The sequence below is a fragment of the Streptomyces hyderabadensis genome (assembly GCF_020404845.1).
In the GTDB taxonomy this organism is placed as follows: Bacteria; Actinomycetota; Actinomycetes; order Streptomycetales; family Streptomycetaceae; genus Streptomyces; species Streptomyces hyderabadensis.
The window spans coordinates 17,845-40,552 of the sequence record NZ_JAIOJZ010000042.1; the positions used below are offsets into that span (position 1 = coordinate 17,845).

The 22,708-nt window shown below is 74.1% G+C and carries 26 protein-coding genes; 14 read left to right on the plus strand and 12 right to left on the minus strand.

All coding sequences use genetic code 11. The annotated features are described in order from the left end of the window. The first annotated feature begins 38 nt into the window (after positions 1-38). Entirely contained in the window at positions 39-1,808 is a 1,770-nt protein-coding gene (locus K7854_RS27090; RefSeq protein WP_226029163.1) for an ABC transporter ATP-binding protein, read from the plus strand. 54 nt (positions 1,809-1,862) lie between these two features. Here the strand turns inward: K7854_RS27090 and K7854_RS27095 are convergent, their stop codons facing one another. After that, positions 1,863-2,456: a TetR family transcriptional regulator gene (locus tag K7854_RS27095; RefSeq protein ID WP_226029164.1), complete on the minus strand. Its 594-nt coding sequence runs from the start codon at positions 2,454-2,456 to the stop codon at positions 1,863-1,865. Between the two features lie 132 nt (positions 2,457-2,588). On the opposite strand from K7854_RS27095, the gene K7854_RS27100 reads away from it, so the two are divergent. From K7854_RS27100 to K7854_RS27120, 5 genes are all read left to right on the plus strand, one after another. Then, positions 2,589-3,050, plus strand: coding sequence for a nuclear transport factor 2 family protein (locus tag K7854_RS27100; RefSeq protein ID WP_226029165.1), 462 nt, complete (start codon positions 2,589-2,591; stop codon positions 3,048-3,050). Continuing rightward, positions 3,047-3,892 (plus strand): NAD(P)H-binding protein, encoded by an 846-nt coding sequence (locus K7854_RS27105; RefSeq protein ID WP_226029166.1) that lies wholly within the window; start codon positions 3,047-3,049, stop codon positions 3,890-3,892. The genes K7854_RS27100 and K7854_RS27105 overlap by 4 nt, the downstream gene beginning before the upstream one ends. A 115-nt stretch (positions 3,893-4,007) precedes the next feature. Continuing rightward, on the plus strand, positions 4,008-4,271 hold the full coding sequence (locus K7854_RS27110; protein WP_226029167.1) for a DUF5133 domain-containing protein: 264 nt from the start codon (positions 4,008-4,010) through the stop codon (positions 4,269-4,271). A 167-nt stretch (positions 4,272-4,438) separates the two neighbouring features. Continuing rightward, positions 4,439-4,936 (plus strand): hypothetical protein, encoded by a 498-nt coding sequence (locus tag K7854_RS27115; protein ID WP_226029168.1) that lies wholly within the window; start codon positions 4,439-4,441, stop codon positions 4,934-4,936. 108 nt (positions 4,937-5,044) lie between these two features. After that, on the plus strand, positions 5,045-5,260 hold the full coding sequence (locus tag K7854_RS27120; RefSeq protein WP_226029169.1) for a hypothetical protein: 216 nt from the start codon (positions 5,045-5,047) through the stop codon (positions 5,258-5,260). Positions 5,261-5,275: 15 nt separating this feature from the next. Here the strand turns inward: K7854_RS27120 and tgmB are convergent, their stop codons facing one another. The 3 genes from tgmB to K7854_RS27135 form a co-directional block, all read right to left on the minus strand. Then, a complete protein-coding gene (gene tgmB / locus K7854_RS27125) occupies positions 5,276-6,262 on the minus strand; it encodes an ATP-grasp ribosomal peptide maturase (protein ID WP_226029170.1) in 987 nt (328 codons plus the stop codon). A gap of 16 nt (positions 6,263-6,278) precedes the next feature. After that, on the minus strand, positions 6,279-6,470 hold the full coding sequence (gene tgmA, locus K7854_RS27130; protein WP_003978169.1) for a putative ATP-grasp-modified RiPP: 192 nt from the start codon (positions 6,468-6,470) through the stop codon (positions 6,279-6,281). A 119-nt stretch (positions 6,471-6,589) separates the two neighbouring features. Further along, the gene (locus tag K7854_RS27135) at positions 6,590-6,910 is read right to left on the minus strand and encodes a YkvA family protein (RefSeq protein WP_226029171.1); all 321 of its coding nucleotides are present in this window, start codon (positions 6,908-6,910) and stop codon (positions 6,590-6,592) included. Between the two features lie 204 nt (positions 6,911-7,114). Here K7854_RS27135 and K7854_RS27140 point away from each other — a divergent pair, with 204 nt between their 5' ends. Then, complete coding sequence (locus K7854_RS27140) at positions 7,115-8,563, plus strand: hypothetical protein (RefSeq protein WP_226029172.1); 1,449 nt, start codon at positions 7,115-7,117, stop codon at positions 8,561-8,563. A gap of 76 nt (positions 8,564-8,639) precedes the next feature. Here the strand turns inward: K7854_RS27140 and K7854_RS27145 are convergent, their stop codons facing one another. From K7854_RS27145 to K7854_RS27160, 4 genes are all read right to left on the minus strand, one after another. Continuing rightward, positions 8,640-10,769 carry a xanthine dehydrogenase family protein molybdopterin-binding subunit gene (locus K7854_RS27145; protein WP_226029173.1) on the minus strand — a complete coding sequence of 710 codons (2,130 nt, stop codon included), beginning with the start codon at positions 10,767-10,769 and terminating at the stop codon, positions 8,640-8,642. 39 nt (positions 10,770-10,808) lie between these two features. Next, the gene (locus tag K7854_RS27150; RefSeq protein ID WP_226029174.1) at positions 10,809-11,801 is read right to left on the minus strand and encodes an FAD binding domain-containing protein; all 993 of its coding nucleotides are present in this window, start codon (positions 11,799-11,801) and stop codon (positions 10,809-10,811) included. Beyond that, complete coding sequence (locus tag K7854_RS27155; protein ID WP_226029175.1) at positions 11,798-12,361, minus strand: 2Fe-2S iron-sulfur cluster-binding protein; 564 nt, start codon at positions 12,359-12,361, stop codon at positions 11,798-11,800. The genes K7854_RS27150 and K7854_RS27155 overlap by 4 nt, the downstream gene beginning before the upstream one ends. 115 nt (positions 12,362-12,476) lie before the next feature. After that, the gene (locus K7854_RS27160) at positions 12,477-13,637 is read right to left on the minus strand and encodes a hypothetical protein (protein ID WP_226029176.1); all 1,161 of its coding nucleotides are present in this window, start codon (positions 13,635-13,637) and stop codon (positions 12,477-12,479) included. 195 nt (positions 13,638-13,832) lie between these two features. Between K7854_RS27160 and K7854_RS27165 the strand changes: the two genes are divergently transcribed. Next, the gene (locus tag K7854_RS27165) at positions 13,833-14,627 is read left to right on the plus strand and encodes an SDR family NAD(P)-dependent oxidoreductase (RefSeq protein WP_226029177.1); all 795 of its coding nucleotides are present in this window, start codon (positions 13,833-13,835) and stop codon (positions 14,625-14,627) included. An 11-nt stretch (positions 14,628-14,638) separates the two neighbouring features. Here K7854_RS27165 and K7854_RS27170 read toward each other — a convergent pair whose 3' ends face one another. Next, positions 14,639-15,697, minus strand: coding sequence for a YihY/virulence factor BrkB family protein (locus tag K7854_RS27170; protein WP_226029178.1), 1,059 nt, complete (start codon positions 15,695-15,697; stop codon positions 14,639-14,641). Positions 15,698-15,883: 186 nt separating this feature from the next. Here K7854_RS27170 and K7854_RS27175 point away from each other — a divergent pair, with 186 nt between their 5' ends. Genes K7854_RS27175 through K7854_RS27190 form a run of 4 tightly spaced genes read left to right on the plus strand, consistent with a single transcriptional unit; the run spans position 15,884 to position 18,067 of the window. Beyond that, the gene (locus K7854_RS27175; RefSeq protein ID WP_226029179.1) at positions 15,884-16,291 is read left to right on the plus strand and encodes a hypothetical protein; all 408 of its coding nucleotides are present in this window, start codon (positions 15,884-15,886) and stop codon (positions 16,289-16,291) included. Then, positions 16,288-17,073 (plus strand): hypothetical protein, encoded by a 786-nt coding sequence (locus K7854_RS27180; protein WP_226029180.1) that lies wholly within the window; start codon positions 16,288-16,290, stop codon positions 17,071-17,073. The genes K7854_RS27175 and K7854_RS27180 overlap by 4 nt, the downstream gene beginning before the upstream one ends. Before the next feature lie 38 nt (positions 17,074-17,111). Continuing rightward, positions 17,112-17,636, plus strand: a complete 525-nt coding sequence (locus tag K7854_RS27185; RefSeq protein ID WP_226029181.1) for a roadblock/LC7 domain-containing protein — start codon at positions 17,112-17,114, stop codon at positions 17,634-17,636. Between the two features lie 56 nt (positions 17,637-17,692). After that, entirely contained in the window at positions 17,693-18,067 is a 375-nt protein-coding gene (locus K7854_RS27190; RefSeq protein ID WP_226029182.1) for a roadblock/LC7 domain-containing protein, read from the plus strand. A 67-nt stretch (positions 18,068-18,134) separates the two neighbouring features. On the opposite strand, the gene K7854_RS27195 is transcribed toward K7854_RS27190, so the two are convergent. Beyond that, positions 18,135-19,499, minus strand: a complete 1,365-nt coding sequence (locus tag K7854_RS27195) for an FAD-dependent oxidoreductase (protein WP_226029183.1) — start codon at positions 19,497-19,499, stop codon at positions 18,135-18,137. 241 nt (positions 19,500-19,740) lie between these two features. Here K7854_RS27195 and K7854_RS27200 point away from each other — a divergent pair, with 241 nt between their 5' ends. Next, on the plus strand, positions 19,741-21,210 hold the full coding sequence (locus K7854_RS27200; protein WP_226029184.1) for an MFS transporter: 1,470 nt from the start codon (positions 19,741-19,743) through the stop codon (positions 21,208-21,210). A 25-nt stretch (positions 21,211-21,235) separates the two neighbouring features. Here K7854_RS27200 and K7854_RS27205 read toward each other — a convergent pair whose 3' ends face one another. Beyond that, a complete protein-coding gene (locus K7854_RS27205) occupies positions 21,236-21,382 on the minus strand; it encodes a hypothetical protein (RefSeq protein ID WP_226029185.1) in 147 nt (48 codons plus the stop codon). Positions 21,383-21,535: 153 nt separating this feature from the next. Between K7854_RS27205 and K7854_RS27210 the strand changes: the two genes are divergently transcribed. Further along, entirely contained in the window at positions 21,536-21,709 is a 174-nt protein-coding gene (locus K7854_RS27210) for a CsbD family protein (protein WP_226029186.1), read from the plus strand. Between the two features lie 94 nt (positions 21,710-21,803). On the opposite strand, the gene csnA is transcribed toward K7854_RS27210, so the two are convergent. Continuing rightward, on the minus strand, positions 21,804-22,646 hold the full coding sequence (gene csnA, locus K7854_RS27215) for a chitosanase CsnA (RefSeq protein ID WP_226029187.1): 843 nt from the start codon (positions 22,644-22,646) through the stop codon (positions 21,804-21,806). Between the last annotated feature and the right edge of the window lie 62 nt (positions 22,647-22,708).

The following is a 22,708-nucleotide window of genomic DNA, read 5'->3' on the forward strand; positions in this document are numbered from 1 at the left end:
AGCGCTTGCCCCACTCGGTCACCAGGAGGACCACGCCGATGGCGTCGTCGATGGAAAAGCCGCTCGATCATCGCTACCGGGGCGAACACCCGATACGCACCCTCGTCTACCTGTTCCGCGCCGACCGCCGCCGACTGGCCGGCGCGGTCGTCGTCTTCACCGTCAAGCACAGCCCCGTCTGGCTGCTGCCCCTGATCACCGCCGCCATCATCGACACCGTCGTGCAGCACGGCCCGGTCGAGGACCTGTGGACCAGCACCGGGATCATCATGTTCATCCTGGTGGTCAACTACCCGCTGCACCTGTGGTACGTGCGCCTGCTCTACGGCAGCGTGCGCCGCATGGGCACCGCGCTGCGGTCCGCGCTGTGCACGCGCATGCAGCAGCTCTCCATCGGCTACCACTCGCGGGTCAGCGCGGGCGTGCTGCAGGCCAAGGTGGTCCGGGACGTGGAGACGGTGGAGCAGATGGTGCAGCAGACCGCCGAGACCGGGCTCGGCGCGTTCACCGTGCTCACCGGCGGCCTCGTCATCATCGCCGTGCGCACCCCGGAGTTCCTGCCCGTCTTCCTCGTCGTCGTCCCCGCCGCCTCCCTGCTCGTGGCCCGGCTCCGGGCCCGGCTGCGCACCCACAACGAGCACTTCCGCCACGAGGTGGAGGCCCTGTCCTCGCGGGTCACGGAGATGACCCGGCTCATCCCGGTCACCCGCGCCCACGGCCTGGAGCGCAAGGCGCTGCGCCGCATGGACGGCACCCTGGACCGGCTGCTCACCTCCGGGATGCGTCTGGACCTGGTCAACGGCCGCTTCGGCTCGCTGTCCTGGGTCGTGCTCAACGTGGTCGGCGTCCTGGTACTGGCGGGCGCCGCGCTGATCTCGTACTACGACGTCTGGGGCGTCACCGCCGGCGACGTCGTCATGCTCAGCGCCTTCCTGACCACCCTCACCAACTCCACGACGACGCTGGCGGGCCTGGCCCCCGTCATCACCAAGGGCCTGGAGTCCGTCCGTTCGGTCGGCGAGGTGCTGCAGGCCCCCGAACTGGAGGACAACGAGGGCAAGACGGAGCTGACCTCGCTGCGCGGAGCCGTCACCTTCGAGGCCGTCGAGCACCTCTACGAGCACGACGGGCGGCCCGCGGTCGCCGACTTCACCCTCTCCGTCGCACCGGGCGAGACCATCGCCCTGGTGGGCGCGTCCGGTGCCGGCAAGTCCACCGTGCTCAACCTGGTGATCGGCTTCCTGCGGCCGACCTCCGGCCGGCTGCTGCTGGACGGCGTCGACATGAACACCCTCGACCTGCGCACGTACCGGCGCTTCGTCTCGGTGGTGCCGCAGGAGTCGATCCTGTTCGACGGCACGATCCGGGAGAACGTCGCCTACGGCATGGACGACGCCGACGAGGAGACCGTGCGCGGCGCTCTGCGCGACGCCAACGCGCTGGAGTTCGTCGACCGGCTGCCGCACGGCCTGGACACCCTGGTCGGGGAGCACGGGGCGCGGCTGTCCGGCGGGCAGCGCCAGCGCCTGGCCATCGCCCGCGCCCTGATCCGGGACCCCCGGGTGCTGATCCTCGACGAGGCCACCTCGGCACTGGACACCCGCTCGGAGGCGCTCGTCCAGCAGGCGCTGGCCCGGCTGCTGCGCGGGCGCACCACGTTCGTCGTGGCGCACCGGCTGTCCACCGTGCGGGGCGCGGACCGGATCGTGGTGATGGGTGACGGCCGTATCCAGGAGATCGGCACGCACGAGGAACTGCTGGCCGGGGGAGGGGCGTACACCGCACTCCACAGCGGCCAGGTGGCCTGAGCGCGGCGCACTCGCTCCGCGGCCGCCGTGGGCACCCGCCCCGCCGTCCGGACCTCAGGTCCGTGCGGGAGCGGTGCCGAGGACCCGGGCGGTGTAGTCGGCGAGTTGGGCGCGCATCCGTTCGCGGGGCACGCCCGACCGGCCGGCCAGGTGCTCGACGAGGTCGGCGCGTACGGCGGCGAGCAGCGCGTGGGCGGCGAACTCCTCGTCGCCGAGGCCGGGTACCTCCTCCAGCACCGTGCGGAGCAGGGCGTGCCAGTGCTCGTAGTGCCGGGCGCCGTAGGGACTGTCCTGCCCGGTGGCCTCCAGCGCCAGCGCCAGGCCCCGGTTGTCGAGCTTGAAGCACAGCAGGGCGTCGAGCAGGGCGCTCACCCGGCGCTGCGGCTCGGCTCCGGGGCCCAGCGGCGGCGGTCCCGTCTCCACGGCCCGTTCGATCGGCTCCAGCCGGGCCTCGTACAGGGCCTTGACCAGTCCGACCCGGTCGCCGAAGGCCCGGAAGAGGGTGCCCTTGCCGACCCCGGCCGCCGCCGCGACATCGGCCATGGTGACGTCCTCGGGGCTCTCGCAGTCGGTGAACAGGGCGTCGGCGGCGGCGAGGACGGCCGCCCGGTTGCGGGCCGCGTCCTTGCGGGGCTTGCGCTCGGTCACAGGGTCTCCTCGGGTCACGGGGCGGCGCGCGTTGCAAAGCGGACCGTCGGTCCGTATTGTTTGAAGCGGACCGCTGGTCCGCATTCTATGCGACAACGACGCCACGACGGCGCGACCAAGAGGAGCACACCCATGCCCACGCCCACCCCGGCCGGTACGCCCGGCACCCCCGCAGGCCCCGCCGCCGTGCCGGAACTGTTCCGGCACGGACTGCGTCTGCTGCTGGACAAGGACATCGACGCCTGGGTCGGCCTGTGGGCCGACGACGGGGTCATGGAATTCCCCTTCGCCCCCGAGGGGCGGCCCCGGCGGCTGGCGGGGCGGGAGGCCGTCGCCGCCTACATGCGGTCCTACCCCGACCACATCGACCTGCACGACTTCCCCGAAGTGCGCATTCACGAGACGACCGACGCGCGCACCGTCGTGGTGGAGATGCGCGGCGTGGGCCGACTGGTGCGCACGGGCGCCCCCTTCGACATGACGTACATCGCCGTGGTGACCGCCGAGAACGGCCGGTTCACGTCCTACCGCGACTACTGGAACCCGCTGGTGCTGCTGGAACCCGGTGCCGAATTCGCCGGGAGCACCCGATGACCGGCACCGGCACGACGCTGGTCGTCGGCGCCACCGGCACGACCGGCAGCCGTACCGTCGCCCGGCTGGTCGCCGCCGGCCACCCGGTGAAGGCCGCCGGACGGCGCGCGGCCCCGGTGCCGGGCGCGGAGCCGGTCCGCTTCGACTGGTACGACGCCGGCACCCACGACGCGGCCCTCGACGGAGTGGACCGGGTCTACCTCGTCCCGCCCGTGGGCGACCCGGACCCGGCCGCGGTCATGCTCCCCTTCCTGCGCCGCGCCCGTGCCGCCGGTGTGGACCGCGCCGTGCTGCTCAGCTCCTCCGCCGTTCCCGAGGGCGGCCCGGCGGTGGGCGCCGTGCACCGGGAACTGCCCGGCCTGTTCGACCAGTGGGCGGTGCTCCGGCCCTCCTGGTTCATGCAGAATTTCACCGGCGACCACGCCCATGCCGTCGGCATCCGCCGGGACGGCATCATCCGGACCGCCGCCGGGCGCGGCCGGGTGGCCTTCGTCGACGCCGACGACATCGCCGCCGTCGCCGTGCACGCCCTCACCGACGACCACGCCCCCGGCACCGACCTGGTCCTCACCGGTCCCGAGGCCCTCGATCACGACGAGGTCGCCGCCGTCCTCACCCGGGTGGCCGGCAGGCCGGTCGTCCACCGCGGGGTGACCCCCGAGGAGTTGGCCGCCCGCCTCACGGGCGTGGTGCCGCCCGACTTCGCGGCGCTGCTGGCCGACCTGGACCGTGCGATCGCCCAGGGGGCCGAGGACCGCACCACCGACACCGTCCAGCGCATCACCGGCCGTCCGCCGCACGGCTTTCGGGAGGTGGTGGAACGGGAGTGGGCGCAGCGGTGAACGACGCCCGCGCGGCGGAGTCGGAATCCGGTCAACAGCGAGCCGGGACGCCCGTGGTGCGAATGCTTCGGCAGGGTCGGGGCATACGCAGCCACAACCGAGAGAGGGGCGTTTCGTGCTGGAACCGGACCCGAAGGCCGTCAGGGAGCTGCTGACGCGGTACGCGTCGCTGCGGATCGATCAGGCGGAGAGGCCGCGGCAGACGACCGCACGGGAGCTGGCGGACGTCAGCTACACACTGTGCGTGATGATGGCGACCACCAGCGTCCATGACGCGGTGGCGAAGGCGGACGCGCTGCTGCTCGCCAAGGGGCGGACGGCGCCACCGGCGCGTCCGGCCGAGGCGAACGGGGAGAGCGGCCTGTCGCTGGCCGTGTGACACCCGGGGCACCGGGAACGGCGCGCCGCAGGTCGTGCCGGGTGGGGGCCCTGGCGAGAACCCGTCGGAAGCTGTCGTTTCCGCCTCTGTGCGATCACTCGCCGGGTTCCTAGCGTTGCCTTCCAGCACCGCACGCCGAACGATCCCGCCTCCCGGAGCCCCGAACGATGACCAAGTTCCTGCTGTCCCTCCACGTCCTGGCGGCGATCGTCGCCGTCGGGCCCGTCACCGTCGCGGCCAGCATGTTCCCGGCCGCCGTCCGCCGGGTGCCGGTGCCCGAGCCCGTCGGGGGAGGGGCCGGGGACGGCGGCGGGGCGGGCGCCGGGGACGTGCGCACCGTCCGGCTGCTGCACCGCATCTGCCGGGTGTACGCCGGTCTCGGCATCGCGGTGCCGGTCCTCGGCTTCGCCACCGCCGTCGCCATGGGGGTCCTGGGGGACGCCTGGCTGACCGCGTCCGTCACCCTCACCGCGGTCGCCGCCGGGCTCCTGGCCGCCTTCGTCCTGCCCCGCCAGGAGGAACTCCTCGACCAACTGGCCGACGGGAAGCCCGTCGAGCGGGACCGCACGGTCCGGCTCGCCATGTTCACCGGTCTGTTCAACCTGCTGTGGGCCACGGTGACCGTCCTCATGATCGTGCGGCCCGGCTCCACGACCGGCGCCTGAGCGGCCGTTCACATCCTGGCGGAATGCGCACCACCACGTGAACGGGCGCCTAGACTGCTCAGTCGCGCCTCCGGACGGAGGCGGACGACACGAAAGGCACGTTGACGGGTGTTCCAGGATTCCCCCATCTACGACCGACTCGTCGCCGAACGCGGTGACGTCCCCGAGCAGGTGCGGCGGGACGCCGAGCGCGTGAGCAGGGAACTGGAGGTGGTCATGCGTCCGTTGGGCGCCCCCGGGCACCTGCCGGGCGCCGAGCGCCGGCCGTCCCCGGGCACCGGCTGGCAGCGCACCGCGCTGCTGCCCGGCCCGCGCCCGCACTGACGGGCGCACCGGACCTCACCCGGCCGCCGCCGCGCCGGGGCCGCCCGCGTCCACCGGGTCCGCGGCGCCGGGCCGGGCCAGCCACTCGGCGATGGTGCGGGCGATCGGCTGACCCGTGTCCACCTCGACGAAGCCGAACTGCCCCGACTGGTTGCACTCCAGGAACCACCAGGTGCCGTCGCCGTCCTCGGCGAAGTCGAGGGCGCCGTAGGCCAGTCCCGCCGCCCGGAGGTAGGCGCGGACCTGCTCGGCCACCCGCGACGGCACCTCGGCGGGCCGCCACGGCTCGCCCGAGGCGGTGAAACGGACGTCCACCTCGTCGGGGTCCAGGCTCGCGAGTGCCGTCTTGCGGGCGGCCAGCAGCGTGTCCCCCACGGCGGTCAGCCGGATGTCGGCACGCTTGGCGACCCGGCGTTGCAGCAGCGTCGGGCCGTGCGCGACGGCGGAGAAATCGGCCTCGGGCGGAACCCTGCTGGTCGGCACCGCCAGGGGCGGATCCTGCGGATGGGCGCCCGAGACGGGCTTGACCACCAGATCCGGGTAGCGCTCGGCGAACTCGCGGGCGGCCCGCGGGAACGTCGTGATCAGCGTCGCCGGCACCGGCAGGCCGCAGCGCTGGGCGAGACGGAGCTGCCAGGGCTTGTACCTGGCCCGGTGCGCGGCGTCCGGCTGGTTCATCCAGCGGGCCCCCGAACCGCGCAGCATGCCGTACAGCGCCTGGCCGGCCTCCTCGGTCAGCCACGCGGACGGCTCCGCGGCCCGCGTGGCCGCGCCGCCCGGCCTGCGCACCCAGACGGACCGCAGCCCGCCGATGCTCACCAGGCGGCCCCCCGAGGACAGATGGCCCCGGAAGGAACCGTGCACGAACTCGCCGGAGAGCGCGACGGAGTCGGTCAGGTCGGCGGGATCCATGCGGACCACCGGCACTCCCGACGCGTTCAGGTGCACCACCACCATGTCGGCGGTGACGTCCTCTTCACTGGTCAGGATCAACACGGTCATTCTCGACGACCCGTGTTCAGTCGTCGAAGTGAGTCTTCGACCCCGCGGTGGAGGTCGTGGTCCCCAGTTCTCTCAGCAGCGCGTGGTCGCAGGCGGCCACCCGCCCGTCGAGGAGCACGTTCAACTGCAGCCCGGAGTCGTAGACGTACGGAGTCGTCGCTTCCAACTCCACTGCGGGCCGTGCGTAGTTGAGCGCGAACGGTTGCATCGTCTCTCCCTAGTCGGTGCTGCGCCGATCAGACGACGGCCCCATTGCGCCGTCATCTGGTCCGCCGACTTCCTTCGGCTTCCAGAGACTTATACGAATCGAACGGGTGATTGGTTTCCTTACGCTGCGTAACCACCGGGCGGGCGGGTGCCCCGCCGCCCGTCCGCGGGGCCGTGCCGTCCGCCGATCGAGCCGCGCGCGGAGCGCAGCGCCAGCAGCAGCACGCCGACGTCGTCCAGGTAGACCGGATCGGGCAACAGGTCCGCCGGGAGCACCAGATAGAGGACGGCGCCCCAGAAGACCCAGCGCGGGCCGGTGGGCAGACCGGCCCGCCTGAGGTCCCGTCGGGTGCGCACCAGGCGCACCAGGACCGCGAGAGCCGCCGCGAGGACCAGCGCCGCGAGCAGCACCGCCACGACGATCACTGTGGTCGTGTCCACGGCCCCTCCTTCGGCGGCGCGGTGGGCGCCTCCCTACCCGGATGCCCGCTCGCGGTGGCGGCAAGACCCGCGGACGGGGTCTCTCATCCCTGTGGCCCACCGAAGTGGCACGACGCGGCGGACGTGCCTAGTAATGGCAAGCACACAGCGCGAGTCGCATGTCGGGGACGCAGGGCGGCCGCACCCCCACCACACGGAGAGATCATGACCACCGGCTCTTCCACACCCCGCTCGCCCGAGTACTCCATATCCGCGCTCGACCTGCCCACCGGCGAGACGACCACGACCACCGGCACGGCGCGGCCACCGGGCGCGGAACCCGCGGCCCGGACGCCCGCCGACCGGGCGTCCGCCGATCCGGCCGCGGCCGGGCAGGAGGGCGACCTCTGGGACGTCGACTTCGACGACGCCGACCTTCCGGAACTCGATCCCGACCCCGACCTGCCCGTCTCCGACGCGGAGCCGACGCCCGACGCGGCGCCGGACGCGGAGCCGGACGCGGAGCCGGACGCGGATGCCGAGGGCGTCGACGGAGCGGCGCATGCGTACGGCGATCCGGTCGGCGATCTGGTGCGCGCGGCCGTGGCCGACCGCCCGCTGGACGAGGTCGTCGACCTGATCACGACGCTGGAGCGGTCACCGCAGTACGCACAGGCCACGATCGACGCGCTCCGCGCGGTCGGCGTGAACCGGTCCGTCGAGGACGTCACCCGGCTGGCCGGCCTGCTGACCCGGCCGCCGCGCCCGTCCGACAGCGCCGACGAGGCGATCCGGGCCGCGGCGGAGTGCCGCTCCGTGGAGGACGTCACCCGGCTGATGGCGCTGCTGCACCGCACGCCCCTGGAACCGCACTGCGGGCAAGAGGCCGTGCGCGCCGCCGCCACCGGCCGTCCCGTGGAGGAACTGGTCCAGCTGATCGGCCGGCTCGCCGAGGACGGACAGGTACGCCCGGAGCGGCCCGACGCCCGGGGGCTGCGGGCCGCCCGGGACGCGGCCGACGAGCACGACGGACCCGAGACCGCCGCCCGGTCGGCGGGACGCGGCGGCGCGGCGCCCGGCGGAGCGGACCGCCGCGGCCGTGAACGCCGCAGGCCGCCACGGCCGTTCCGCCGGGGACGGGAGCGCGACGAGTCCCGCGCGGGGCGCCGTGCGCAGCCCGCCGGGGCGCGAGAGGGCGAGAAGGCCCGTGCCGCGCGCGAGCGCGACCGCGCGGCACGGCGGGCCGCCCGCGGTCCGGCCTGGCCCGCCTGGCTCACCGTCGCGGTCCTGGCCGGGTGCGGCGTGGCCTACTTCCCGCTGCACCGCGGCGACGCCTCCGCCCAGGCCTACGGGGTGGCGCTCGGCCTGTCCGCGCTCTGCCTGGTGCTGGCCCTGCTGCTGACCGTGCGGCCGGCCGTACCGCTGCTCGCGGCGGCGGTCGTGGGCCCGGCGGCGCTGGCCGCCGCCAAGCTCTACGGCAGCGCCACCCCCTCGGCGCGGGTGTCGCCGGTCACCGACCTCACGCTGGCACCCGTCTGGATCGCGGTCGCGGTGGCCGTGGCCGCCTCGCTGGTCGCTCTGACGGCGCTGTGCGTGCGGGTGGCCGCACAGGACTCGGCCCGGCGCCGGCCCGCCCGCCGCGTGCCCGTGTCGAGCCGTACGGCCGCGGACTGACCGCCGGCCGCCACCCGCGGCGACAGCGCGTGGTCCGCGCCGGAGGACGAACCGGCGCGGACCACGCGGTTTGCCGTCAGACGCCCAGCATGCCCGCGGGATGCTCGTGGGCGAGCAGGGCGGTGAGCACCCGGTCCGGAGTGAGGGGCAGTTCGCGGAAGCGGATGCCGGTGGCGTGGTGGACGGCGTTGCCCACGGCGGCCGCCGAGCCCACGATCCCGATCTCACCGATCCCCTTGCTGCCCATGGGGTTGAGGTGCTCGTCCTCCTCGTCGACCCAGTGCGCCTCGACGTCCGTGACGTCCGCGTGCGCGGGCACGTGGTAGGAGGCCAGATCGCGCTCGACGAAGTCGCCGAACTCCGGGTCCACCGTGCTGTCCTCGGTCAGCGCCATGCCCAGGCCCATCGTCATGCCCCCGATGAACTGGGAGCGGGCCGTACGCGCGTTGAGGATGCGCCCCGCGGCGAAGACACCCAGCAGCCGCGTCACCCGCACCTCGCCGGAGACGGTGTCCACGGTCACCTCGGCGAAGTGGGCGCCGAACGCGTGCCGGGCGAAGGGGCTCTCCGCGTCCGCCGTCCCGGAGGTGTCGGCCTCGGCCGCCACCCCCTCCGGCGGCAGCGGTCCCGCGTGCTCCGCGAGCCGCCCGGCCAGCCGGACGCAGGCCTCGTGGACGGCCGACCCCCAGGACGCGGTGCCCGAGGAACCCCCGGCCATCGGGGCGAATCCGATACCGCTGTCGGCGACTTCGACCCGCACCCGGTCCAGCGGGGCGCCGAGGGCGTCGGCCGCGATCTGCGCGAGCACCGTCCGGGCACCCGTGCCGATGTCGGTCGCGTTGACCCGCACCAGGAACCCGCCGTCGGGCAGGGCGCGTGCGGAGGCCACGCACGGGGAGACCAGCACCGGGTAGGTGGCCGAGGCCACCCCGCTGCCGATCAGCAGGGGCCCCGCCGCCCGGGAACGGGGCCGGGGATCGCGGCCCTCCCAGCCGAAGCGCCGGGCGCCCTCGCGCAGACACTCCACCAGGTGCCTGCTGCTGAAGGGCCGTCCGCTGTCCGGCTCGCTCCCCGGTTCGTTGCGGATCCTCAGCTCCACCGGGTCGACGCCGAGTTCGCAGGCCAGCTCGTCCATCGCGGACTCCAGGGCGTACATGCCGGGACACTCGCCGGGGGCCCGCATCCAGGAGGGCGTGGGAACGTCCAGCGCCGCCACGCGGTGGACCGTACGCAGGGCGGGAGCGGCGTACATGACCCGGGCGGGGACCGCCGCCTGCTCCACGAACTCCTTCACCCGCGAGGTGTGGGTCGTCACCTCGTGCACCAGCGAGGTGAGCCGTCCGCCGCCGTCCGCGCCGAGGCGCAGCCGGTGCAGGGTCGGCGCGCGGTGCCCGACGACGGCGGGCAGGTAGCGGCGCGGCAGCGCGACGGTCACCTGCCGGCCCGTCTCCCGTGCCGCCATCACCGCGAGCACCACCTCGGGGCGCGGTGTGCCCTTCGAGCCGAACCCGCCGCCCACGTGCTCGGCGCGCACCGTGATCCGGTCCTCGGGCAGCTCGAACAGGCGTGCCAGCTCCTTCCGCACCGCCGTGGTGCCCTGGCTGGAGCAGTGCACGAAGAGCCGGTCGCCGTCCCAGTGCGCCGTGCTGGCGTGCGGCTCCATCGGGTGGTTGTGCAGCGGCGGCACCCGGTACTCGACGTCCACCCGCGTCTCGGAGTCCGCGAAGGCGCCGTCCGGGTCGCCCTGGTCGGTGACGGCCGGGAAGCCCCCGTTGGCCGAGTCGGGGATGTACGCCCCGGAGTGCGCGGCGGTCAGCGTCACGTCGTGCGGCTCGGTCCGGTAGCCGATCCGGACGGCGGCGGCACCGGCGCGGGCCGCCTCCAGCGTCTCGGCCACCACCACGCCCACGAACCAGCCCCGGTGCGGGACGTGCGGGCTCTGGAGCACGGCCAGCGTCGGATCGTCCGGGGCGCCGAGCCGGGGCGCGTTCTCGTGCGTGAGCACCGCGAGGACGCCGGGCAGCGCCAGCGCCGGCCCGGCGTCGACGCCCGTCACCCGGCCCCGTACGACCGTGGCGGGGATCGGCCAGGCCTGGGCGCGGCCCGGCGCCGGGTACTCGGCGGCGTACCGGGCGGTGCCGGTGACCTTCTCCCGCCCCTCCCGGCGCTCGACGGGAGCGCCCAGGACGGCATCGGTGGCGGTCATGGAGTCCTCCTCGTGGACGCCTCGGTGGTCAGGTCGTCGTCAGGGCGTGGCGGGCGGGGCGAGCCGGCCCAGCACGTCCAGGGCCAGCCGGCGGGCCAGCGGCACCTTGTAGGCGTTGTCGCGCAGCGGTTCGGCCGCGGCCAGCTCCAGGTCGACGGCGTACTCGAAGGCCGCCGCCGTGGGCGCCGCGCCCACCAGCGCGTCCTCGGCCCGCCGCGCCCGCCAGGGCCGGTGCGCCAGCGCCCCGAAGGCGATCCCGGCCCGCTCCACCACCCCGTCCGCGAGCTGCAGCACGACGGCGACGGAGGCCAGCGCGAAGGCGTACGACGCCCGGTCGCGGGCCTTGCGGTACGCCGAGGGCAGCCCGGCCGTGGCCGCGGGCAGGACCACGCCGGTGATCAGCTCGCCGGGGTGGATCTCGGTGTCCCGCTCCGGGTGCAGCCCGGGCAGCCGGTGGAAGTCGGCGGCGGGCACGCTGCGGGTGCCCTCGGGGCCGTGCAGCTCCACGCGCGCGTCGAGGGCGGCCAGCGCCACCGCCATGTCCGAGGGGTGGGTGGCGATGCACTGGTCGGAGTGGCCGAGCACCGCATGGTCGCGGTGCACGCCCTCCAGCGCGCCGCAGCCGCTGCCGGGCTCCCGCTTGTTGCAGGGCTTGGACACGTCCTGGAAGTAGGGACAGCGGGTGCGCTGCAGCAGGTTGCCGCCGGTGGTGGCGGCGTTGCGCAACTGCCCGGACGCACCGGCCAGCAGCGCCTGGGAGAGCGCGGGATAACGGTCGCGCACCGCGGGATGGGCCGCCAGGTCGCTGTTGCGGACCATCGCGCCAACCCGCAGCGCGCCGTCCGGCAGCTCCTCCACGGTGTCCAGCGGCAGCCGGGTGACGTCGACGAGGGCGGCGGGCGTCTCCACGCCGAGCTTCATCAGGTCGACGAGGTTGGTACCGCCGCCGAGGTAGCGGGCGCCGGGGTGGTCCGCGAAGGCCTCGGTGGCCTCCTCGACGCTGCCGGCGCGTACGTAGGCGAAGGGCTTCACGGGATCACGTCCTCGACCGCGTCGGCGATGCGCGGATAGGCACCGCACCGGCACAGGTTGCCGCTCAGCCGCTCCCGGATCTCCTCGCGGCCCAGCGCGACCGGTTCCCCGGAGGGCGTCGCCGGGTCGGTGACGTGGGAGGGGTGCCCGGCCGCGGCCTCGGCGAGGGCGCCGAGGGCGGAGCAGATCTGGCCCGGGGTGCAGTAACCGCACTGGAAGGCGTCGCGGTCCAGGAAGGCGCGCTGCAGCGGGTGCAGTTCCTCGCCGTCCCCGGCGAGCCCCTCGACGGTGGTGACCTCGCAGCCGTCGAGGGCGACCGCGAACAGCAGGCAGCTGTTGACGCGCCGCCCGTCGACCAGGACCGTGCAGGCGCCGCACTGGCCGTGGTCGCAGCCCTTCTTGGCGCCGGCGAGATCGAGGTCCTCCCGCAGCAGGTCCAGCAGGACGCGGCGGTGGTCGACGGTGAGGGTGTGCGGTTTGCCGTTGACGCGGAGCGTGGTCTGCGAACGGGAGGACTCCGGTGGGCGGGAAGCGGGGGCGCTGTCGTGCTGGCTGTCCATGGCGTCGATGACCTTCCGGGACGGGCCGTGCTCCTGTGCCGTCCGCGTATCCACCTCGCGCCGGATGACACGTGAGGGTGCCCTCACCCGGCGGCGCCCCGGCGGCGACCGGTCGTCAGTCGTCGGTCGCCGCGGTCCCGGGAGGCTCCGAGGTGTCCCGGGCGGTGGCGTCCGGGCGCGGCGTCCGGCCGGAGCCCCTGAACCGCTCCAGGGTGCGGGTCAGGCCCCGCAGGGGAGAGGGCGACGGCGTCCGGGACGGGGCGGGACCGGCCGGTGCGGCCCCGGCGGAGTCCCGGTACACGGCAAGGGCCTCGGCCGCGCGTTCCGCCGCCTCCCGGTACAGGTCGCGGGACTGGGTCATGGCCTCCAGCGCCTCGGCGTACATCTTCACCAGCTTGCGCTCGCGCTCCAGCTCCTCCTCCAGCGTCAGCAGCCGCCAGTCCTCCCGCAGCGAGCCGAGGGCCGCCACCGCGTCGTCGGGCAGCGGCCTGGGCAGCGCCGCGAAGGACGTCACCGCGGCGATCAGCTCGGCGGGCTCGGAGCCGTCCAGGTAGACGGTGCGCACGGAGAAGTCACCGGCGGCGTAGTCGGCCGGGGCCGGAGTACCGGGCAGCACCACGGCGCCGCCGCGCGGCACCTGCACCCCGAAGTCCTCCAGGGCCCAGTTCACCACCCGCAACTGCTGCGGTGCGGCGCGGTGCTCGACCACCCGGTGCCGCAGCCCCGGCGGCAGCCGCTGCGCCAGCGGCACCCGGCCGCGGTGGTCCGGGGTCATGGCCTCGTGCACGACGACGTGGATGTTCCAGGAGCTGCGCCCCGCCTCCTTGAGCAGCCTGCGCACGGCCTTGTCGTCGTCCGGCAGGGTGTTGAGGCCCCGCAGGCGCAGGCCGGTGGCGGCGTCCCGGTCCCAGGTGACGTCCGGGTCGTCGGGCCAGAACACGGTGGCGGGCGAGGGCCAGCCGAGGTCCCAGGCCTCCTCGGCCTCCGCGAGCAGCGTCCAGTCCTGCCCGCCCGCCGAGGCGGGCTCCAGGATCAGCCGGGCCCGCACGGTCACGGCGCCGGGGGCCTTCCAGCGCGCCTCGAAGATCCGGTCGGCGACGGCGCCGTCGGGCGCGGGCTCGTCGGGCGGCTCCAGGAAGTCGTCGACGACGTGGTCGTCCTTGAGCCGCTGCAGCCGGTGCCGGACGGTGTCCTCGGCCGCGGAGCCGACATGGCGGCCGCGAGCGGCCCACAGCGTGGGCGGATGCGTGGGGCGGGCGGTGGGAGAGGTCGGCATGGGTCCATCGGGCAGCAGGGGCACGGACGTAGGCAAGTATCGTCGCCGCAGGTCAACCGAGAGCACCGGGGGGTCCGCCGACCGGGCGTGCCGCGGCGCGGCGCACGGTGCGGCCGGCCGGGGCGCGGGTGCGACGTGGGCGAGGGTGGGCAGGAGCAACCCGACCGACCGTACGGCACGACAAGGAGCGACCTGATGAACCTCGACCTCGGCGGACGCACCGCACTGGTGACGGGCTCCTCACAGGGCATCGGCGCGGCGATCGCCGCCGGGCTGGCCCGGGCCGGCGCCACCGTCGGCGTCAACGGGCGCGACGCCGGCCGCCTGGCGGAGAGCGTCGAGAGGCTGCGGACCGAGGTGCCGGACGGCACGTTCCTGCCGGTCGCGGCCGACCTCGGCACCGAGGAGGGCGCCGAGCGGGCCCTGGCGGCGCTGCCCGACGTGGACGTCCTCGTGAACAACCTCGGCGTCTTCGGCGCCGCGCCCGCGCTGGAGATCAGCGACGCCGAGTGGCGCCGCTACTTCGAGATCAACGTCCTCGCGGGCGTCAGGCTGACGCGCGCCCATCTCCCCCGGATGAGGGACCGCGGCTGGGGCCGGGTGCTGTACATCGCGAGTGACTCGGCCGTCGTGATCCCGGCCGAGATGATCCACTACGGAGTCTCCAAGACGGCCCTGCTCGGCGTCGGCCGCGGCTTCGCCAAGGAGGCCGCGGGCAGCGGCGTCACGGTGAACTGCGTCATCGCCGGGCCCACCCACACCGAGGGCGTCGAGGACTTCGTGTACCAGCTGGTCGACCGCGACCTGCCCTGGGACGAGGCACAGCGGGTCTTCATGCGCGAACACCGCCCGCAGTCCCTGCTCCAGCGGCTCATCGAGCCGGAGGAGATCGCCAACCTGGTGGTGTACCTCAGCTCCCCGCTCGCCTCGGCCACCACCGGCGCGGCCGTCCGGGTCGACGGCGGATACGTCGACTCGATCCTGCCGTAGCGCCACCGCCCTCAGTCGTCCTCGGCCGCGCGGCGCCGGTCCGCCTCGTTCCAGGCCCGGGTGTCGCGCGGTTCGACGTACGGCTCCTCCTCGGGCGGGTGGCCGCCGTCGATGACCCGCTGCCGGGCCAGCTCCGCGTCGAACTCCAGGCCGAGGAGAATGGCCAGGTTCGTCACCCAGAGCCACACGAGGAAGATGATGACGCCGGCCAGGGTGCCGTACGTCTTGTTGTACGAGCCGAAATTGGCCACGTAGAAGGCGAACCCCGCGGAGGCCAGCAGCCAGATCAGCAGCGCGACCAGACTGCCCGGGGAGACCCACTTGAAGCCCTTGACCCGGGCGTTCGGCGCGGCCCAGTACAGGATCGCGATCATGAAGGTGACGAGCAGGACCAGCACCGGCCACTTGGCGATCGACCACACGGTCAGCGCGGTGTCGCCGACACCGAGCGCGGTGCCCGCCTGCCTGGCCAGGCTTCCGGTGAACACCACGATGAGCGCGCTGACCACCGCGAGCACGAGCAGCACCACGGTCAGGGCCACCCGCAGCGGCAGCACCTTCCACACCGGGCGCCCCTCGGGCATGTCGTAGACCGCGTTGGCGGCGCGGATGAACGCGGCCACGTAGCCGGACGCCGACCAGACGGCGCCCAGCAGACCGACCACCGCCAGCACGGAGCCCAGGCCCGCCTTGGCCTGCAGTTGCTCCACGGCGTTCGTGATCACGTCCCGCGCCGAACCGGGCGCGAGCTTCTGCACGTTGTCCAGGACCTCCTGGGTGGCGGACTCGCCGGCGATGCCGAGCAGCGAGACCAGCACCAGCAGGGCCGGGAACAGGGACAGGATGCCGTAGTAGGTCAGGGCGGCCGCCCGGTCGGTCAGCTCGTCGTCCTTGAACTCGGCGAGCACCCGCCGGGACAGCGCGGACCACGAACGGCCGGGCAGTTCGGTGGGGGAGTCGGGCGCCGAGTGCTCGGTGGCGGCGTCGGGACCGTAGTCCGCGTCCGCCCGCCCGTCGGCCGGCGCGTCCTTCGTGTGCTTCCCGCTGCGGGGGAGGTGGAGTCGGGCCATGTCCTGCGGGTTGCCAGTCTCCGCGAGCGCACGCACCTCACCGGCCCGCAGTGGGCCGAACACCGCAGTATGCCCGAGCGCGCGCACGTTCCTCTGGAAAATGCCAAAGCACTCACCGGATGCATGCACTTTCCGTAGTGTCGTCGTCACGTTCGCGGTACTGCCGTGCAGGGGAGGGGATCCGGCGTGCCCGGAATCGACGAGAGTCTGCTGGAAGCCATGCGACTGCCGGGCGCGCGCGGCGCGTCCCTGGTCGACTGGATCAGCGGGCTCGCTCTCGGCGCCGTCGGCGAGGCGCCGGGCGGCGACTGGGAGGCGACGGCCGCGGAGACGGCGGAGCTGGGCCGGCACGTCGCCGAGAGCGGCTCCCTGGCGGCGGGCGGCCCGGCGGGCGGCGCCGTCGAGCCCGGGAAGGAACCCCCGGTGGAGGACCTGATCGCCACCACCGGCGACGCCTACCACCTGCTCAGGTTCGTCAGCACCCCGTTCGACAGCACCGTCTTCCTCCATCTGTGGCTGGACCGCAACGACGGGAACCTCGCCCTGGCCCGCATCCGGCTGGCCGAGCTGGCGGACCGGCTGGTGCTCGGATGACCCGAGTGACGACCACCTGGGCCACGCACGGGACCACGTCCGACGCGCTCGGCGCCCTCGCGGCCGAAGGGGCGACCGGTGCCCTGTCGGGTGAGCGGGGCATCGTCTACCTGTCGGCGGGCCGTGTCGTGCACGTCGAGTCGGCCTTCACCCCCGACCTCGGCGCGCTGCTCACCCGCAGCGGCGCGGTCCCGCCGGACGGCTGGTGGGACGCGGTCGACCGGGGCGGCACCCAGCACCGGGTCGGCCACCGGCTCGTGGACAGCGGCAGGCTCGCCGCGGGCGCTCTGGAGGTCTGCCACCTGGGTGCGCTGTTCGACGCGGCGTACTTCGTCCTGGCCCACGACACCCGCGCGCGGCGCTTCCGGCCCGGCGCGGTGCACTGGCTCGGCCCGGTCCGTTCCGTCCCGGTGGACGTCGTCGTCCGCGAGTCCGGACGCCGACGCGAGCTGCTGGACCGGATCTGGCCCGACCCCGCCGTCGACACCCTCCCGCTGGCCCGGGTACCGGGCACGGACTCCGACGAGCTGCCCGGGCGGCGCGGCCGCACCCTGGCCCAGGTCGACGGCGTACGCACCGCCGCGGAGATCGCGTCCGCGCTCGCCTGCCGCACCTATCACACCCTGGTCGAGCTGCGGCGCCTGGCCGCCGACGGACTCGTCCGTGCCGCGCCACCGGCCGCCCCGCCCCTGCCGCCCGGCCCAGAACCGCGTGCGGTCGCGTGGGACGACCCCGACACGGCCCTGCTGCGACGGCTGCGAGACGCCTTGGAGGCCCTGTGATCCGCGCGCGCCGCCGGCGCGACGAAAGGAGACTGCTCATGGCCGTCGAGAGCGACGTCCTGGACGAACTGCACCGACTGCGCAACCGCGTGCCCCAGCTGACCGGGTCGCTCGCGGCGACCGTGGACGGACTCGTCCTCGCCCACGACGCGCCGGGCACCGAACCGGAGGGCCTCGCCGCGCTCACCGCGGCCGCCCTCGGCGTCGCGCACCGCATGGCCGAGGCCACCGCGCGCGGCGGCTTCCGCGAACTGCTGCTGCGCGGGGCCGACGGCTACGTCGCGACGTACGCCGCCGGTCCGGCCGCCGTGCTCACCCTGCTCGCCGACGGCCGGGTCAATGTGGGCCGGCTGCACCTGGAGGGGCGGCGCAGCGGCGCGCGGATCGGGGAGCTGGTCGCCGCCGGCATCGGGTCGGAACGCGGCCGCGCCCCGGCCGCCGAGCCCGGTGCCGCGCTCCCCGCCCAGCCGGTCCGCCCGATCGGCACCCTGCCGGTGCGCACGCCCCAGCGGCCCGCACACCAGCCCGCTCCCGGGGCCGGCGGCCGCCACCGGCCGACCTGATCCACCCCTCGCGTACCGACCCTCGTGTACCGAACACGTCCGGAAAGGAAACCACCATGGCCAACCTGGAGACCTCGCTCAAGGAATGCCTCAGCTCCATCGACGGTGCCACCGCCGTCGCGCTGGTCGACTACACCAGCGGCATGGCGCTCGGCACCCTGGGCGGCGGCAAGGACTTCAACCTGGAGGTCGCCGCCGCGGGCAACACCGACGTGGTGCGGTCCAAACTGCGCACCATGGAGCACCTCGGTCTGAAGGACGAGATCGAGGACATCCTGATCACCCTGAGCAGCCAGTACCACATGATCCGGCTGCTCAAGGGCCGCGGCGGCAACGGGTTGTTCCTCTACCTGGTGCTGGACGCGGGCCGCGCCAACCTGGCGATGGCCCGCCACCAGCTGCGCCGCATCGAGAACGAACTGGAGGTCTGAGCCCGCCCGTCCGTTCGCCCCGCGCGGACCGCGCGGGGCGAACGGCGCGAACGGATCACGCGTCGGCTCAGGCGCCGCTCTCGCGGAGCATGTCCTCGCGCTCGACGTACTTCACGCGCTCCCGGCCCTGCGGCTCGCCCTGCGCCTTCTCCGCGGCGTCGAGCTTGTACCAGCCGTCCCAGGTCGTGTAGCGGATGTTCCGCTCGGCGAGGAAGGCGTCCACCGCCTCCGGAGCGGGCGAGGCGGGCGTCTGGAGGCGGCCGCCCGCGTAGTCGTCCAGCAGGTTGGCCACCGTCTCGTTGGCGTCGCCCTTGGTGTGGCCGATCAGACCGATCGGGCCGCGCCGGATCCAGCCGGTGACGTACGTCGACTGCAGGTGCTCACCGGACTCCTGGACGACCCGGCCGCCCACGTCCGGCACCGTGCCCGTCTCGAGGTCCCAGGGCAGCTTGGGCAGCTGGTCGGACAGGTAGCCGACGGCCCGGTAGACCGCCTGGACGTCCCAGTCCTTGAACTCGCCGGTGCCCTTGACGTTGCCCGTGCCGTCCAGCGCGGTGCGCTCGGTGCGCAGGCCGACCACCTTGCCGTCCTCGCCGAGGATCTCCGCGGGCGACTCGAAGAAGTGCAGGAAGAGCTTGTGCGGGCGGTCGCCGACGTCCCGGATCGCCCAGTTCTCCAGCGTCTTGGCGACCATGTCGGCCTGCTTGTTGCCGCGCCGGGTCGCGATCGAGCCCTCGTCGTAGTCGATGTCCTCGGGGTCGACGATCACCTCGATGTTGGGGGAGTGGTCCAGCTCCCGCAGCTCCATCGGGCTGAACTTCGCCTGCGCCGGGCCGCGGCGGCCGAAGACGTGGACCTCCAGCGCCTTGTTGGCCTTCAGGCCCTCGTACACGTTCGGCGGGATCTCGGTCGGCAGCAGCTCGTCCGCGGTCTTGGCGAGCACCCGGGCGATGTCCAGGGCGACGTTGCCGACACCGAGGACGGCGACCTTCTCGGCCTCCAGCGGCCAGGTGCGCGGGAAGTCGGGGTGGCCGTCGTACCAGGCGACGAAGTCGGCCGCACCGTACGAGCCGTCGAGGTCGATGCCGGGGAGGGACAGCGCCCGGTCCGCCGTGGCGCCGGTGGCGAAGATCACACCGTCGTAGAAGGCGCGCAGATCGTCCAGGCTCACGTCGGTGGGGTAGTTGACGTTGCCGAAGAGGCGGATCTGCGGCTTGTCGAGCACCTGGTGCAGGGCGGTGATGATGCCCTTGATCCGCGGGTGGTCGGGCGCGACGCCGTAACGGATGAGTCCGAACGGGGCGGGCATGCGCTCGAAGATGTCGATGGAAACACCGGGGTCGGCGGCCACTTCGGACTTGAGCAGGGCGTCGGCGGCGTAGATCCCGGCCGGGCCGGATCCGACGATGGCTACCCGCAGAGGGCGGGGCATGTTCAGGTTCCCTTCGAGCGGTGACAGATCGACTCTTCGGGAAGCCTAAGCTAAGGCAAGCCTAAGTCGGTACGCGGGTCCGGTCTATGAGGTCATAAGGACACCTTATGGGATCTCATGGTTCTGGTTTGGGGGGCCGGGCGGGCGTCCCGCCGGGCGCGGGTTTGAAGCCCTGGCCACGGGTGACGCAGGCGTGGGGACCGAGTGGTGTGTCCCGTGCCGACTCGCGAGGGGAGCCCGTGTGCAGCGTCCGGACGACAGCTTGGACCCCAACCGCTGGCGGGCCCTGTGGGTGACCCTGGTCGCCGGTTTCATGACCCTGCTGGACGTCACGATCGTCGCCGTGGCCCTGCCCTCCATGCAGCGGGGGCTGCACACCTCACCGGCCTCCGTGCAGTGGGTCGTCTCCGGCTACGCGCTCGCCTTCGCCCTCACCCTGGTGACCGCGGGCCGGGTCGGCGACGCGTTCGGCAGGCGCCGGGTCTTCCTCGCCGCCCTGGCCGCCTTCGTGCTCTGCAGCGCCGCGGCGGGGGCCGCGCCCGGCATCGGACTGCTGGTGGCCGCCCGGCTCGCCCAGGGCGTCGCCGCGGGCAGCATCGCGCCGCAGAACTCGGCACTGATCCAGCAGTTGTTCCGGGGCGCGGAACGGGGGCGCGCCTTCGGGCTGTTCGGCGCCACCGTGGGCGTCTCCAGCGCCGTGGGACCCGTCGTCGGCGGTCTGATCCTGGCCCTGGCGGGCCCCGAGGGCTGGCGGTGGATCTTCTACGTGAACGTGCCGGTCGGCCTGGTCGCCCTGTTCCTCGGCTTCCGCCTGCTGCCCCGGGTGGAGCCCGGCGGCCGGGGGCGGCTCGACCCCGTGGGCGTGGCGCTCCTGGGCGCGGGCATCCTGGCGCTGATGCTGCCGCTGGTCCTCGCCGAGGGCGGCGGCCTGACCGAGGTGTGGTGGCTGTTCCCGGCGGGGGCGCTGGTGCTCGTCGCCTTCGCGCGGTGGGAGCGCCGGGTCGCCCGGCGGGGCGGTCAGCCGCTCCTGGAGCCGGGACTGCTCACCGAGACCCGCGGCTACGCCACCGGCGCGGGTCTGGGCGCCCTGTACTTCGTGGGGTTCAGCGGCGTGTGGCTCGTCTTCGCGCTCTTCTTCCAGAACGGCCTGGGCTACTCACCCCTGATGTCCGGCCTGGCGGTGACCCCGTTCGCCGCCGGTTCGGCCGTCGCCGCCGCCGTGGCGGGCCGGCTGGTGGAACGGCTGGGGCGGCTGCTGACCGTGTGGGGACTGGTCGCCGTCATGGTGGGGCTGGGTGCCACCGCGCTGCTGCTCTGGCTCGCGCCCTCCGGCCCGGCCCCCTGGCTCGCCGCCCCGGCGCTGCTGCTCGGCGGACTCGGCAGCGGCTGTGTGATCTCCCCGAACATCACCATGACGCTGCGCGACGTGCCGGTGCGGATGGCCGGGGCCGCCGGGGGAGCCCTGCAGACGGGCCAGCGGCTGGGCGGCGCCGTGGGTACCGCCGCGCTGCCGGGACTCTTCTACCTGACGCTGAACGCCACCCACGACGACTACCACGAGGCCGTCGCCCTGTCGGTGGGCACCGGCGTCGCCGCCATGCTGTGCGCGCTGACCGTCGCGGTCCGCGACTGGCACCGGGACCGCCCCGGCGACGACCGGACCTGCCCGCCGGAGACGTCCCACAGCCACACCCACGCCGGCCAGAACTGACCGCCGCTCGCGCGTCCGGTGGCGCTCAGCGGCGCTTGCCGAACCTGCGCAGCATCTCCTGGGCCTGTGCGCGGCGGCGCGGGTCCGCGGCGGCCCTGCGCACCTGCTCGGCCGCCCGGCGCCCCTGCGGGCTGCGCGCGAACCGCTTGATCCGGTCCAGTACTCCGGCCATGACGTTCCTCCGAGTTGACGACGGACCTGCCTTGCCCGTGCTCGTACCCGGCGTCCGGCCCGGCACCCCTGCCCGCGGTCCGCGCGTTTGGGCCCGCCGCACGGGGGACCCGCCGGGCAGGACATGCAACCGAACGCCGAGAGGTGAGCCACCGTGGCCGGCAACCAGAAGTCCAAGGGGAAGATGGAACAGGCCAAGGGGAAGGCCAAGGAAGCGGCCGGCCGGGCCGTCGGCAACGAGAGGATGACGGCCGAGGGCCGCGCCGAGCGGTCCAAGGGCGACGCCCGGCAGGCCAAGGAGAAGGGCAAGGACGCGTTCCGGCACTGACCGGAACACGCAACCGGCGGCACACGGGCCGCGGAACCCGGCGTACGGCCGGTTCCGCGGCCCGTTCCCGCAGGGGCGGAGCCCGGGGACCGGGTCAGCCGATGTGGTAGGCGTCCCCGTACACGTGCCAGTCCAGCGGCGGCTCCAGGTCGAGGTTGCCCTCGTCCAGGAAGACGCGCTGCGCCGTGTCCACCCGGCTGGTGTCGCTGTGCGCCTCCTCCTGCTTCATGGCCCACACCCGCTCGTCGAGGAAGGCGTGCAGGTAGGCGACCTCGTCGCCGCCCCGGGCCGGCGGGCGGGCCCGGCCGAGGGCGCGCTCGCGGATGCTGCCGAAACCGAGGTCGCCGCCGTCGCCGTGCATCACCATCGCGTCGTAGTACGCGAACTGCCCCAGCGTGCGCAGCCCGTCCTCCTTGCCGCGCCGCACGGCCGGGTCGAAGTACACCCGGTCGCGCTCGTCGTCCTGCGCCCGGCGGAACTCCGGGTCCGCGTCGGCGGCCTGGCGCCAGTCGTCCGGGAAGCCGGGGTCGAGGCCCTCGTGCGAGTCGGAGCCGTCCACCCGGCGCAGCGCCGGCAGATAGGGCGCGAGGAGGTTCCCGGGACTGCGCCGGGCGTACAGCTCCACCAGGTCGAGCATGTCGCCGGTGCCGGAGCAGAAGCCGATGATGCCGGCGGTGTAGCCGCGGCCGTCACCGATGTCCTCGATGTACCGGTACTGCGCCTTCCAGTCGAGCGAGGAGTTCTCCGCGCTCGACACCAGCTGCATGGCGATCTCCTTCTTCGCCGGGTCGTCGAGACCCGTCGCGCGCGCGGACCGTGCCGCGGCCCGCGAGGGGGTGAGCAGGGGGACTGTCGCCAGGGACGCGCATGCCATGGCGAGCACGGTACGGCGCGAGGGGCCTGCGGGGCGCGCCGGGTCGGGGAAGGGGTGCCTCACGGGATCTCCAGGGGTGAGGGAGTGGGGGGATGGGAGTGCGGGCACTGATAGGAAAGTTTCCT